Here is a 13,530-nt window from a genome sequence, read left to right as displayed (position 1 = left end):
AGTGGGATGAACACGCAGGCACGGGCGGCTGAGCGCTCCCCCGGTCCGACTCGATCGGCCCGGGGAGATGCTGTGACGGGGGGGCTGAACGACGCTCTAGAAGGGAGGGCAGCACTGGGACGTGCAGACAGCCGCGTGTGCTTCCGCCTCGGCCTCGGTGCGGGCCCGCTCGGCCTCGGCCTCGGCCGCCGCTTTCGTGCGCCGCTTCACACACAGCCGGTTGTCGCACGGCCGGTGACCGATCAAGGCATCCGTAGACCCGTGGAAGATCTCGATGACGCCGTAGTCCTCGCACCAACCGCACAGTGGCGCTGGGGCATGCAGATTTGCGCCGTCCACGCATCCGATCTCGTTGGACGAGTCGTACCAAGCGCCCTGGCCATCGGCCTCGATCCACTCGATGCCACGCCCGCAGTGCAGGCACTCCCGCTCCCGCTCCGGCTCCGGCTCCGGCTCCGGCTCAGGGGTCTGCGTGCCCAGGAACGCGGCGACGGCTTCCGCGCACGCCTCGGCCTGCGCCAGCGGCCGTGCGTTGTCGTCGGAGAACCCGTCGTACACGAAGCGGGTGTTCGTCTCATCCGTGACGACGGCAGCCACAGCCATCAGCTCACCGCGCGGGATGTCGTAGTGGGTGGCGCCGCAGCACGACACGGCGTGGATCCACACCCGCGCCCGACCGGGAACCGCAGCGACAAGGTACTCATTGGGCAGCGACGTCCACGGCCGCTCGACGTAGACGGTGACGCCCTGGCGAGCCAGCGCACCCCGCAGGAGCGCCCCCATGTGCAGGTCGGCAGCGGGGCGGGTGCGGGTCAGTGTGACGGCCATGCGATCGCTCCTTGTTCAGTCCGGCGGGGGTGAACCACCCCGTTGTGGGTGTCGGAGCGGAGTGGCTCAGGGGGTTGTCACCACCCCGCCCCGACACCTGCAAACTATGTTCTTAACAGCCTCCATTCAATAGATGCTCAGTCCAGGCAGACAGAGACAGAGGCGAGGGCGTGCGGCATCAGCCCCGAGGCCACCACTCCCCCCTTCCCGCCGCCGCCCTTCCCTCTAGCCAGGCTCGCCGACGCACCTTCGGCAGGCCGCTGGCGTACAGCCGGCGGCGCGTCAGCACGTGGCCGGGGCGTAAACCGCGGACCGGCAGGCGGAGAGCTAGTCGTCGAATACGGGGAGCTGGTCGGTCACATCGGCGTCCGCGTCGAAGAGGATGTAGGCGCAGTTGTGGGCGCGGGCCAGCTGCACGATGGGCAGCAGTTCCTCCGGCCAGCCGTACGCGCGGGCCCGTTCGTCGGCGGATTCCGGCGCGTACATCAACCAGCCGTGTTCGAGGCGGTAGGCCAGCACTCCCTCGATGGAGTTGAGGGCATCGCGAGTGGCCACGGCCAGGTGCAGGGTGGACAGGTCGAGGAAGGACCGTATGCGCGGGTGAGCGCTCGCAGCGGGCTGGACGGACTCGTCGCGGGCGTGGGGGTCGATGGGGACGACGGGTATGCCGTCGGCGTTGCACTGAGCGCGCTGGGTGCCGTCCCGTGGAGTGTGGGCGATGTACAGGCCATTGGTAGCGTCGGTGGGGAACTGGGTGATCACGAATGCGGTGTCGCGGGTAATCTTCAGCAGTGCGGCGGCCAGGAGTTCGGCTGTGTCGGTGGTAGTGCGGGTGCCGTAGACGCATCCGGTGCGGACCGTGGCCAGAGGGTCTGGGTCGCTGGCCCATAGGTCGGTGGCGAGTCGGTGTTCGTTGAGCGCGTCGAGGACCGCCTCGCGGTCGGTGTCGCTGGTGGTCTTGATGACGGCGTGCAGGATGGTCAGGTCGGGCACGGGAGCGCCTTTCAAGGTGCGGATGCAGCCGGGCAGGGGCGCCACGCGGGGTGCTTGCCGGTGGTCGCGCCTGTGACGGCAGGAGGTTGGCGAGCATTGTCAGGTGGGCCGGCGTGCGCAGGGCAGCGGCGAGGCGCCGGGGCGCGGGCCGAGTGGCCCGTGCCCCGGCGCAGACAGCCAGCCGTGCGGCGTCAGCTCCCCTCGTCGCTGGACAGTTCGTCAAGTTCGTCAGCCGGAGTGCCGTCGACGCTGACCAGCTCGGCGCTGTCCGCGTCCGCGAGGGTGATATGGCCAATCAGGTGGCCATGCCGGGTACGGAGGTCGACGTCGAAGTCCTCGTACTCGATCTCCTCCAGCGCCTCGCGGGCTGCGCATTCGTCGTCGGCACTGAAGTGGATGGTGACGGCGCCCTCGGCACGCAGCACGACCCTGCGGCCCGCGGCGGGCCGCTCGGGCTCTGCGTGGGCGATGACGACGTCTTTAACGTCGTCGGTGAGAGCGGTGGCAGACAGGCCGTCGGCGCTGGGCTCGATCAGCTGTCCGTTCACAGTGATGTGCTGTTCCTCGGCGCCCTTGAGTTCGGTTCTGGAGGTGAAAAGCGGCGCGGCTTCGATGCCGCCGAGAGCGGCTCCGGTCCGGATGTTCCATGCCCATCCGTAGGAGAAATCGCCGTCGTCGTCGGCGGTCACCGTGATGATGGCGTCCGTGTCGGTGGCTACGGCCCGGGTGAGCCAGGTCAGGAGGTCGGCCACCTCGGCCGGGTGAAAGCGCATGAGGTAGTTGTCCAGTTCGCCCATGATGGCCATGAGCGATCCGCCGCTCGTGTGCAGCGCGATCGTCATGCGCGGGTCGTCCTCGAACACGATGTTGAACACAGCGGCGAACAGCGACGCGGCAGTAGTCCTTGGCGTGGCCGTGGCGCTGCTCTGTTCGGTCTGGTGGAAGTGCTTGTTGACGAGGCGCTGGGCGGTGGTGCGCAGGGCCTCGCCGGTGAGCTCGTCCAGGGAATGAACCGTCCGGGCGGGCCCGGTGGTGGGGCCGTGGTAGTCCGTCATCGGCGGGCTGCCGTCGTTGGTTCGGAGAGTGAGGACGGTGAGGGGGCCGTCAGGGCGGATGCGGATGGTCCAGCCGGGCGGCAGGGCTCGGTCAGTCATCAAGAAGTAGTCCTTCGGGTGTTGGGTGGGGTGGGTTGCTGTGGGAGGTCGGGCGCGGTGCGGGCGCCCTCCCGTCACATGCAAACTATGTTTTCTATATGCTGCATTCAATACATCCTCGGCCCATCTCGCTGTGGGCATGGACGGCGATAAGGGGCTGCGATGCCGCTCGGCCACAGTTCACGCCTACAGGGAAGTACGCGCCGGCCCGGCTGCCCCCTCGCTTCTCCTGCTGCCCGCCGAGACGGGCGCGCCCCTGGTGCTGCGGCGGGCAGCGCGGCGAGGGCCACGCCGGCGCGGCTGGGGCGGCGGGCCTGCGGCTGCGCCCCGCCGTTCGACGACGTGAGGTTCTGTCGGTGAGGTCGACGGGAAGGTCAGCGCCCTCGCCGGGGAGCAGCAGCGCGGCGAGGGCGGCGGACAGAACCTCGTCGCCAGGGCCAACGGTCCCGGCTGCGGGGCGGAGTCAGGCGCGGGCGGCTGGCTCTTCGCGGACGGCCATGGGCAGCATGGCGGCTGCCTGCGACCGGTTATCCTCCAGGCCCTGGCCGCAGGTCCCGACCGCGGTGATCCAGCCGTACCCGGCGGAGTGCAGTCGACCGGCCCGGAACGTGTAGCCGGTCAAGCGGCCGTGCTCGGTACGCTCGGCCTGGAATGCCTCCGCGTGCGGGTACGTGCCGGACACGCGGGCCCGAGCCTGGTCCTCGGTCATCTCCCCCGGCTGCGGGCGGTCGCACAGGCCGCACAGGCGGGTGTTGGGCGCGCCGTCGACCGCCTCGTCCACTTCCATGACGACGTACACGCTGCATCCTCGGCACGGCACGTCGACGCGTCGCACGCGTCGGCGGTACTCCAGTCGGTCCTCCAGGGTGAAGCGGAGCGGTCCGGCGCTGATGCCGTCCAGGACCAGCCACACGTGGGCGTTGGTGGTCTTGTCTACCTGGAGGTTCTTGACCTCCATCGACTGGCCGTCGATCACCACCAGGTCGCCGTCCTTGGCGTGGCAGGCCAGGCCCCGGGGGCGCCGTGGGTTGTTGAAGACGGCCGTGGTGTCGCGCATGGTCAGTTCCTCGCGGCTGCTGCGGCTGGGGTGGCAGCTCCCAGGGCAGCCCCACATGACGCCCTGCTGGCGATCGTGTTCGGCGAGCTTGCCGGAGGGCAGCAGGGGCGCGGTGTGGTCGTCGTAGCCGCACAGGCCGCGCGGGCCGTCGTAGTTGGCGGGGCCGTGGAACGGCAGCTCCAGGCGCTGGCGCACCTCGGCGGCGGCGGCCTGGGTCAGCAGGCCGGCGGCGCCGGTGTACTCCAGGGATCGTAGGGCGGCGGGGCGGCCCGAGGGCCGCCATTCCTGCTCGACCTGTCCGGCGACCTCCAGCACCTTGGCGACCGGCACGCCCAGTTCGCCGGCGATCTCGGTGACCTGCACGGGCCATGCCTCGGCCACGGCGTCCCGGGCGGCGTCCAGGTCGTGGAAGTAGCCCGCGTTGGCCTTACGCGGCTTGCCGTAAGGAGAGTTGGCGGCGTACCGGCCGCGCCGCTTGTAGCGGGCGCCCTGGTCGCGGACGTCGCCCATGTAGGTGCCGCCGCGGACGACGGCCCAGCGGCACGTGCCGTCTTCCTTGAGCCGGACGGTGTCCTGGTCCAGGGAGGCCAGCATGCGCTCCAGGGTCTCGGTGGGCTCGGCGGTCACCAGGGCGATGTGTTCGGCCATGGGCTCCTCGTCCAGGCCAGTGCGGCGGCCGAGGCGGGCGGACTGCTCGGCCTGCCACCGGTACTCGCTGCCAGGGCCCATGCTCAGGACGTTGCGCGCGGATACCCAGTGGTAGCGGGCGCGGGCTCCGTGGCCGGTGCGGAACGTCCAGGCGATGCGCTCGCCGTCCGGCTGGTCGACCGGCTGGAAGCCATGAGCGGTGACGTGGGCAGCCAGTACCAGGGTGCGGGCGGCGACCTCGGTCACGAGCTCCTCGCGGCGTGCCTCGGCGTCCCGGTCGGCGCGGTGCAGGACGTGGGGGGGCGACCAAGTCGGCGCCGCCGTCGTCCCAACGCACGGCCTGGTAGGCGTAGGGGGCGGTGCCGTCCGCCATGCCGAACGTGGTGCCGGTGCGCTCGCTACCCTTGGCACGCATGACCACCCGGGTGCCGTCCGCGTAGTAGGTCAGCTCCGGGTCGAACATGGTCGCTGCCGTGACGGTGTCAGCGGCAAGGGGCCGTACGCGCCGCTCGATGTCGGCGACCTTGGCGGCCTGGGCGTCCTCCGCCGGGGCGGCAGGGGCCTGCTCGGCGACGTTGGAGGCGGGGGCCTCGGCCTCGGCCGACGGCTCGGCGGCCAGGGCCTCCACGGCGCGCTTGCAGGGGCCGCACGCCTTGCGGCCGGCTGCCTCCTGGTCGCTCAGCTCCCGGGACACCTGGCGCTTGCAGCCGATGGCGTGGGAGTGGAACGTGTCCTTGCGGATGTAGTGCACGGCCTTGCCGTTGCCGACCTGGGCAGGGGCGGTGGTGATCGCGGACATGAACAGGTTCTCCTCGAGCGTAGTGAAAACAAAGGGGCGCAGGGCGCGCATGGTTCCCGTGGCGCGCCCGGACGTCGGGCCGGGCGCGCCACGGCGTGTTCCTCGGCCCACGGCGGCCGGGGCGGTGAGGTCAGCCGGTGGCGGCGGCCAGTTCCCGCAGCAGGTTGAGGGCCTGCTCGTCGTCGGGGTCGCACAGTCGGCGGGTCTGGGCGTCGTCAAGTGCGAGGAGCCGCTGCGCGGTCTCCCGGACGGGGGCGGTCATGCGGTAGGGGCCGATCGCGTGGGCGTGGCCTGGCACGGTGTGGAGCGTGTACCGGCCGAGGTGGCAGATGATCGCTGCAGCGGTCATCGTGACGCCAGCCGTGACAGGGTCCTGATCCTTGGACAGGTGGGCGATGCGGCTGCCGGGGCGGGCATTGAGGTTGCTCATGCCCTGCTGGTCGTGGATGCCGGGGTGGTTCTCGATCCAGTCGAGGACCTGCCGGGCCAGCAGACCCTGGTCCGTCTCGGACAGCAGTCCCTGTGGCCAGGTACCTTCGCTGCGGGTGCGCTGTTCGCGGCGGCTGTCCTCGGCCAGATGCTGGCTGGCTGCGCGGTCCAGGGCGGTGGCGGCCGGGCAGTAGGCGAAGGTGCCCTGGTACCCGTCGTCAGTGAGGACCGACTTGCCGGGGCCGCAGCCTCCCCCGGAGGCTTCGCACTGCCGGGCGTGAGCAACGACGGCCGCGCCGGTGTCAGCCTCGGCGGACGACAAGGAACCGTTCGCACGGCGGGCGAGAGTGAACACCGGCAGGACCGGAATCGTGTCAGGCATGCGGGGCCTTCCTCGTGAGGAGCAAGTGGTGCCGGGACGGAGTGGCGGGGGATTCACCACCTCGCCTACACCTGCAAACTATGTTGCTATCAGTAGCTGTTCAATAGATGCGACGTGCGCGCCACTGAGCGGCACGAGGCTTCCGTCCAGGCAACTGGTAAGGGCCGGGGCGGGACGCAGTCAGGCGCGCTCCGCCGCTCGGTGAACGGCAGTTCAGTCGGTGAGGTCGACGGTGAGGTCCGCGCCCTCGTCGGGGTGCAGCAGCCCGGCGAGCGTGCCGAGCGCGGCGGACAGGACATCGTCGTCCAGATCGACGGTCTCGGCCGGGCCGTCCTGCTCGTCCTCGGGCCCCTCGTCCTGCCCGTTTTCGTCGTCGTACAGCTCCACGTCGTGGACGCGGTAATCGGCGTGGCCCATGCCCAGCTTGGAGTCCCGGGCGGTGAAGACCACACGGGAGTAGGGGCGGCCGTCGGCCGGCGCGAGCAGACGGACCCTGCTGGCGATCGTGTCGCGCAACGCGTCCTCCTCGGCTTCGGCGACGGTTTCCCGCAGCTCGGTCAGCATCGCCAGACCCACACCGTCCAGAAGCCGCCGCAGCGCCGCCTTCCGGGTCCGGGCGCGCGCCCCGTCGACGGCGACCTGAGCGCAGCACTGAACCCGCCAGCACACGCACCGGTGACAGTCCAGACAGGACTGGGCCCGGTCACAGCCACACCGGCAGTCGAAGGGACGGCAGTAGGCGCCGTGTTCCGTCTTCGGTGCATCGGGGATGACGACCAGGGAGCGGGATATCTCGGTGAAGTCGCGGTCTTCTTCCACCAGGTTCGCGGCTAGGGCCTGGTCGCCGTCGCGGAGCATCGCGGCAAGGTGGTCGCAGGTCTGTCGGCGTACCACGAGGGCGTACGCCTCGACCTGCGTGCCGACGAGTAGGGGGAAGGAGGCCGGGGATGGGTCGTCGGTCTCGGGGAGTGCCTGCTGCGGGACGGTGGCCGTGGCGCTGCTTTGTTCGATCTGGTGGAAGTGCTTGTTGATGAGGCGTTGAGCGCTGGAGCGCAGGGCTTCGTCGGGGATCTCGTCCAGGGAGTGAACCGTCTGGGCTGGGCCGGTGGTGGGGCCGTGGTAGTCCGTGGTCTGTGGGCTGCCGTCGTTGGTTCGGAGGGTGAGGGTGGTGAGGGGACCGTCGGGGCGGACGCAGATGGTCCAGCCGGGCGGCAGGGCGCGGTCAGTTGACAAGGGTGTGCCTTCCGTGTGCTGGGCGGGATGGGGTGCTGTGGGGGAGTTGGGCGCGGCACGGGCGACGCGCCTCCGGGTGCGGCCTGCGGGGAGACCCAACTAGCTCCTACTGGTCGGCGTCGGGCCGGGGCAGGGCGCAGCAGTCGGCGGCGTGGGCGCGGTGCGTGGCGCACGTGGTGCGTTCAGTCGGGGTGATCACGCCGTACCGCTGGCATGTGTCTTCCAAGGCAAGAAGGAGCACCAGGTACGTGCCCTCTCGCGGGTCGTAGTCCGGGGCGGTGAGGTCGGCGTGGATGGCGGCCAGGGATTCCAGGGCGGCGCGCGCGAGCTTGGGGGGCTGGAGGTCATTCCCGCGTTCCCTGGCGGCAGCAAGGGTCGCAGCTAGGGAGCGCGCAGCTCGCAGGGCGGCGGTGCTCTCGGCCCTGCGCGGCTCGGCGGCGGCGCGGTGCTGCTGCTCTCGTTCGTGCTGGAGAGGTGTGCCGTTGGCGCCGGCGGCGGGCGGCGTCGCGGGGATGAGGTTGGGCGTGATCATGGCTGTGTCCTCCGGGGAGAAGGAGCGTGGCTGAAGGTTGAGGGGCCGGGCGGGCGGCGGAGGGTGCGCGAGGCCACCCGGCGGTCTGCGGTACGCGCCGGGGCCGCCGGGCAGCGGCGGCCTGTGTCGTCCTCGGCGCGCGGTGTGGGCCGATGCCCCCGGGCTCCCGCCGGAACGAGGCGGGCGCCCGGGGGCGGGCTGTCAGTGGCACTGCTTGACGGCTTCTGCCACGCTCGCGGCGTGTACCACTCCCACGAACCGGCTCATGTTCTCGGGCAGTTCGTCGTCGAGGTCCTCGGGCATCTGCAAGCCGGGGAAGACCGCGGTCACGACCAGGGTGGCGTTCATCCAGTCGTTGGTGGTGGTCCGCAGGCCGGTGACGGTCCACTGCGGGAGCGCGGCGGTCTGGGGGTCCATCATCACGGTTCCTTTCACTGAAGGGGCGGGAGCGGGGCGCTCCGGCCCCGGCGGCCGACCCACCGGCCCCAGCCGGGAGCGGGGCGGGCAGGCGGATCGGCCGGGAGCCGGGCGCAGCGCCGGGGGTTACTTCGAGGCGTCGTACAGGGCCTTCACGGCGTGGATCAGGGCCGCCAGGTCACCCCACAGGGAGCCGGTGTAGGTGAGGGGGATATTCGTCTCGGGGGCGTCGGTCTCGTGGGCGTCGAAGTCGAGCCACTCGCGGTGGACGGCGTCGAAGCGGAGGTAATCGGCGGCCGGGCAGGCGGCGTTCTCGTGAGCGCCGTCCCAGACCTGGACGCCGGATCCGTCCGGCAGCTCGATCGTGACGTTCGTGACCGCGTTGCCGTCGTGTACGGCGGTGATGCCGTGCGCCTGGAACGCCCGCTCCAGCACCAGCCCGAGGCTCCCGCCGAACCAGCTGGTGAGGTCAGTGCCGCGCTCGGCCTCTGCGGCGTAGCGGACCACGGCTTCGGCCGCCCACGCCGCGTCGGTCGCGGAGTCGATTTCGGCGGGGACGTCCTGCTCGGTGGTGTCATAGATGACGGTCCAGCCCGAACGGGCCGACCAGCGCGGGCCGTTGGCCGTCTCCACTACCGCCAGATAGACCGCGGTGCCATTGATCAGGTCGACACGCAGCCCCCTGCCATGAGGGTGCACGGTCAGGCGGTGCGCGGTCAGCGTCCGCTGCATGGCCGTGATCGCCTCGTCCGGTCCGGTCTGTCCTACGGTCATGGTGTGGGCCCTTCTCGGTAACAGGCGGGAATCGCGTGGGCCGGGGCGGAGCGGCGGGGGGATTTCACCACCCCGCCCCGACGCCTGCAAACTATGCTTTCCATGAAACTCATTCAATACATGGTATGCCGCAGCACGCCCGCCTCACCCCCTCCCCGCCGACCGTGTGCGCCGGTGAGGGGCTGCGGCTACGCCTCGCGCCAGAGGGAAGTCGACACCGGCCCTTCCGCCCGCTTTCCCCCTTTCTGCTGCTACCACCCACCACAAGCGACGCGCGCATCCCGTAGGTGCGACGCCCGACAGCGAGCGAGGGACAACCACTGCCGGGCGTGAAAACGAGCTTGCGGATCAGGATGCGACGATGGTCGCGCTGGCGCTTGACCGCGACCGCTTCGGGCGGTCTGGGCGGGCGCTCACTGGGTTACATCCTCGCGCGTCGCGATCCCATCACCGAACCAGACCCAGCCACCGTCATCGGGGGTGCGGTGGCGACGCTCCCTCTTAGGTTTGGTGGCGTCGTGCCCCTTAGACCTCTGGCAGGCCACATCGCGGCCGCCCGGAGTCTGCGTCACGTGAAAGCAGCGGGCATGGGTGGTCACTGGGTCACGTCCTGCCGCTTGGTGCGGATCTTGGCTACCTCGGCGGCCATCTCGTCGACCTTGCGCTCGGCCTGGTCGGCGGCTTCCCGCAACACATACAGCAGGCTGTCACGCAGGCTGTAGGGGTTGTGCCACTCGGCCAGCATCCAGCTACGTCCGACCGTTACGTCGCCGACCTCGACCGAGGCGAACACAATCACCTCGTCGCCCTCGGCCGTGGCCGTGTAGAGGTCGCGGTCCTCCTCGGTGGTGTAGCGCACGAGGACGTCAACCAGGTGGCCCCCGTACTGGAATCGGGCGGTGCCGTCGGGGTTGAGACGAAATCCAGGGTCGGCCAGCGGGAACGGGCGGAGCTGCTTCCAGGGCAGCAGCGGCTGCGTCACTGTTTCTCCTCGGTGGTGTCGGTAGTGAGGTTCAGCGCGGGATTCTCCAGGCGGCCCGCGCCCGGCCGGCAACTCCGGCGGGGCGCGGGCGGTCCAGGCATCTGTCAGGCGAGGTTCGCGGCGGCCAGCACCAGGGAACCGAGGGCGGCGAACACGTAGGCGTCACCGTGGCTGTATCCGGCTTTGAGGCCGTGGGCGCGGGCGTTGGCCAGATGCGCCATGCCCCGGATGCTGTCGTCGTCGTCCATGTCGCCGTACTTCGCCTCCGCTGCCTGGCTCACGTCCGCGATGAGGTCCGACAGGTCGGCGGCGGTGCGCATCTCCCACCGGGCGGGGATCTGCACGACCGTCCCGAACGTGGCGGGCGCCCACGTGGCGAGCTGCACCCGGACGGTCTCGATCAGCGCCGCTTCGTTGATCTTGCGCCGGTCGTCGTTGAACGGATCCAGCTCGAAGCGTCCCTCGTAGCCATCGCGGAGGTAGGCGCGGGCGACGATGAGCGAGTACATGGCCCCCAACAGGTGAGCGTCCCCGCGCCCGTGGGCCGCGTACAGGCCCTCGGCGTGCGCGTTGAACAGGTGCGCGATACCCCACGACTCGGCGTCTCCTTCCGCCTCCACGCCCCAGATGTGGACACGCTCGGCCACATCGGCGATGAGCCGGGAAACGCTGTCGGCGGGCGCGGCGGCGATCGCCTCCGGAGCGGGGACGGTGATCCCGAGCTCGGCAGTCACCCAGGTCCGCAGTTGCACCCGGATCGCTTCGGCCAGCGCCCCTGCGTCCAGTACCGGCTTCGGGTGCTGGTAGGTGCTCATCCCTGCCGCGATGCCGTCGGCGACGTATGTGCTGGTGGTCTCGGACATAGAGTGATCTCCATTCGTCAGGTTTCCGATACCCGGTCGGACACGGAAGCCGGTTTGGGGGGGCCGCGGGATTCGCATCCGCTTTACCTGCAAACTATGTTTCTTGTTAATCGCATTCAATATCGGTGGGCGGACTGCATCGGGAAGGGGCGCGGCGCGCAGGCGGCGATAACGCGGGCCAGGCAGCGAGTGCTTCTTAGAGCAGCGTGGCCCGCTCGTCCTCCGCCCACTTCGGCGGGAAAAGTTCGGTCAGGGCTTCAAGGGCCGCAGTTGTCTCGGGGTCGTCGCCGAGGTCGAAGGTGCAAAGCTCGGTGCCGTCCTCCGCTATGAGTCGGACGTCCACGTTGTCCCAAACCGGCCCGCGCTTGCCGTCTACGGCCCAAAACTGTGCGAGAGCCGGGACCGCGGGATAGACCGGATGCAGGTAGGCCGGGTGGCGGCGGATGTTGTCGGCCAGGAGTTCTTCCCACGCGGCCTCGGCGGAATCCCGCGTCTGCCTCCACCGCTTCATGAGATCCTCCGCCGTAAGGTAGGACGTCATATTCCATGGGCACTCGCCCGCCTCCGCAAAGTGGGCGCCGATGACGACGGGTGCGACCGTTGAGCACCGGTTGGTGGTCACGTTGGTGATCAGGATCATGCGTGGGTCGTCCGGGCAGATCCCGGCGTAGACGAACGCGGGCGCAGATCCCGGGTCGTGGCTCATGGTGTCCGCGGGGAAGCTCACACGGTCACCCGGACGGATGCGCTCGCCGTTCACGTCCACCAGAGCCCGCGCGCCGGCCGTGACCGGCTGTCCGTTAGGGCCGTCCGTGACCGGTTGAAAGGCCGAGCGCTGCGCCTGGTGAGTGCTCATGTGCACTGATCTCCTTGGTGATTGGGGCCGCCCCGGATGGAGCGGCTCTGGCTCCCCGGCCCAGATCGAACGAGTTGCCCACTCGTCGGGCGCCCGGGCGGGAGCGGAGTCGGGGTCAAAACGGCGCGCCGTCGTAGGGACGTACGAGGTACAGGCGGACGCCGTGCAATGACCGAACGCCGGGGCGGAGCGGCGGGGGGAATTTCGCCACCCCGTCCCGTCGCATGCAAACTTTGTTTTCCACCAGCTCTATTCAATGGGGAAGGCGGCACGGCGCCGCCTGCGGTGCAGGTGACTCACGCGCCGGTCTCGCGCTGTTTGGGCACGACCAGGTGGAGAACGTTGCCCCTGAACTCCAGCGCCGTGAACGTCTTGCCGCCGGACAGGTCCACGTCGGGGTAGGCGGCGGCCGGGTCGAGGATCTCGTACTCACAGGCCCGGCAGACGTACGCACCCTTTCCAGTGAGGGCGAGGGTGCCGATCTTCTTGCAGTCGGGGTCGGGGCAGGGCATGGGCTGGGGGCGGCCGGGCGCGGCGGGGATGACGGGCCGCTCGACGGTGATGCGGACGGGCCAGTCGGCGCGGCGGCCGAACTTCGCGCGGGCGTAGTCGTGGGCGACGGCGATCAGGTCGTCGTGGATGCGGCGGTGCATGGTCGGCGCGAGCGGGGTGGTGACCCGCCCCTTGGTGTCGAAGCCGAGGAAGAGCGTGAGCTTGGAGCGGCCGCCGTTGTTGATGAAGTGGAGGGCCTGGGTGCCGGTGTGGCCGCGGTCGTCGGTGTCGAACAACTCGACGGCCAGGGCGGCGGCGCGCTTGTGGTCGGGCTGGATACGAGGCATGGGAGCGTCCTTTCGGTGCGGCTGATCTGGGCGTGGCTGCGGGATGGGGCGGCAGGAGCGCTGCACCCCTTGGGAGTGGCGGGGGACGAGCGCCGGGCGGTGGAGAGACCGCTGTGGGCGCCGACACGCGGAGGACGCCGGCTGGCGGTGTCATGCGGCGCGGGCGGCTTCGGCTCTCAGCCCTTCGCGGGTCTGTGTCAGGGCGAAGCCCAGCAGGTTCAGGCCCCGCCAGCGCGCCGGATCGGTGCAGCACGGGTCCTCTGCCGCTCGGCCGATCCCCCAAATGCGGTCGTAGCGGCTGGCCTCCACGAGCAGGGCGTCGCCCGTGCTGAGCAGGAAGTCCCTCAGGTCGGGGTGTTGGGTGAACTTCAGGTGGGTGCCCGTCAGGACGATGCCGTAGCGTTCACGGATCCATACCTGCTCGTTGAACCCCCGGACTGCTCGCCCTGTCTGTTTGGCCGCCACGGGGGAGGCGTCGGCGAGCACTACACGTTCAGAGTCTGTGTCTCCGAACAGCCGGGCTTTGGCCGCCATCATCCAGTGCTCGGCGGTCGCGTAGCGCACCCCGTCGTGGGTGAACGCTGCTGGCCACCACTGACTCAGACAGCCGGGCCCCGGCGTCCCGTCAGATTGTCCACGGTGACCGTAGAAGGGCAGAACATGCGGACGCACGTCCGTGCACCAGCGCACATCCCCCGCTTGCTCCGGAAGCCGCCCGTTCCAGGACCGCATACATACTCCCCA

The 13,530-nt window shown here is 70.1% G+C and carries 14 protein-coding genes; all 14 read right to left on the bottom strand.

The window, feature by feature from the left end; translation table 11 throughout:
- Positions 1-96: 96 nt before the first annotated feature.
- Positions 97-828: a hypothetical protein gene (locus AC5WS8_RS33535; RefSeq protein WP_496107290.1), complete on the bottom strand. Its 732-nt coding sequence runs from the start codon at positions 826-828 to the stop codon at positions 97-99.
- 327 nt (positions 829-1,155) lie between these two features.
- A complete protein-coding gene (locus tag AC5WS8_RS33530) occupies positions 1,156-1,821 on the bottom strand; it encodes a DUF5983 family protein (RefSeq protein WP_496107289.1) in 666 nt (221 codons plus the stop codon).
- A 191-nt stretch (positions 1,822-2,012) separates the two neighbouring features.
- Positions 2,013-2,975, bottom strand: a complete 963-nt coding sequence (locus AC5WS8_RS33525) for a hypothetical protein (RefSeq protein WP_496107288.1) — start codon at positions 2,973-2,975, stop codon at positions 2,013-2,015.
- Between the two features lie 463 nt (positions 2,976-3,438).
- Complete coding sequence (locus AC5WS8_RS33520; RefSeq protein ID WP_496107287.1) at positions 3,439-4,926, bottom strand: hypothetical protein; 1,488 nt, start codon at positions 4,924-4,926, stop codon at positions 3,439-3,441.
- Positions 4,927-5,609: 683 nt separating this feature from the next.
- Positions 5,610-6,290, bottom strand: coding sequence for a hypothetical protein (locus tag AC5WS8_RS33515; RefSeq protein ID WP_496107286.1), 681 nt, complete (start codon positions 6,288-6,290; stop codon positions 5,610-5,612).
- 213 nt (positions 6,291-6,503) lie between these two features.
- Positions 6,504-7,523, bottom strand: a complete 1,020-nt coding sequence (locus AC5WS8_RS33510) for a hypothetical protein (protein WP_496107285.1) — start codon at positions 7,521-7,523, stop codon at positions 6,504-6,506.
- Positions 7,524-7,629: 106 nt separating this feature from the next.
- Positions 7,630-8,055 (bottom strand): hypothetical protein, encoded by a 426-nt coding sequence (locus tag AC5WS8_RS33505; protein WP_496107284.1) that lies wholly within the window; start codon positions 8,053-8,055, stop codon positions 7,630-7,632.
- 201 nt (positions 8,056-8,256) lie between these two features.
- A complete protein-coding gene (locus AC5WS8_RS33500; protein ID WP_496107283.1) occupies positions 8,257-8,475 on the bottom strand; it encodes a hypothetical protein in 219 nt (72 codons plus the stop codon).
- A 123-nt stretch (positions 8,476-8,598) separates the two neighbouring features.
- Positions 8,599-9,246 carry a hypothetical protein gene (locus AC5WS8_RS33495; RefSeq protein ID WP_496107282.1) on the bottom strand — a complete coding sequence of 216 codons (648 nt, stop codon included), beginning with the start codon at positions 9,244-9,246 and terminating at the stop codon, positions 8,599-8,601.
- Between the two features lie 595 nt (positions 9,247-9,841).
- Positions 9,842-10,228, bottom strand: a complete 387-nt coding sequence (locus AC5WS8_RS33490; RefSeq protein ID WP_496107281.1) for a hypothetical protein — start codon at positions 10,226-10,228, stop codon at positions 9,842-9,844.
- A 104-nt stretch (positions 10,229-10,332) separates the two neighbouring features.
- Positions 10,333-11,091: a hypothetical protein gene (locus AC5WS8_RS33485; RefSeq protein WP_496107280.1), complete on the bottom strand. Its 759-nt coding sequence runs from the start codon at positions 11,089-11,091 to the stop codon at positions 10,333-10,335.
- A gap of 196 nt (positions 11,092-11,287) precedes the next feature.
- The gene (locus tag AC5WS8_RS33480; RefSeq protein ID WP_496107279.1) at positions 11,288-11,947 is read right to left on the bottom strand and encodes a hypothetical protein; all 660 of its coding nucleotides are present in this window, start codon (positions 11,945-11,947) and stop codon (positions 11,288-11,290) included.
- A gap of 296 nt (positions 11,948-12,243) precedes the next feature.
- A complete protein-coding gene (locus AC5WS8_RS33475) occupies positions 12,244-12,786 on the bottom strand; it encodes a hypothetical protein (protein ID WP_496107278.1) in 543 nt (180 codons plus the stop codon).
- Between the two features lie 150 nt (positions 12,787-12,936).
- Positions 12,937-13,518, bottom strand: a complete 582-nt coding sequence (gene ybiA, locus AC5WS8_RS33470) for a riboflavin biosynthesis intermediates N-glycosidase (RefSeq protein WP_496107277.1) — start codon at positions 13,516-13,518, stop codon at positions 12,937-12,939.
- Between the last annotated feature and the right edge of the window lie 12 nt (positions 13,519-13,530).

The sequence above is a fragment of the Streptomyces sp. PTL18 genome (assembly GCF_059510295.1).
The sequence above is the reverse complement of the archived record's forward strand: the minus strand, read 5'-3'. Positions and strand labels throughout refer to the sequence as shown.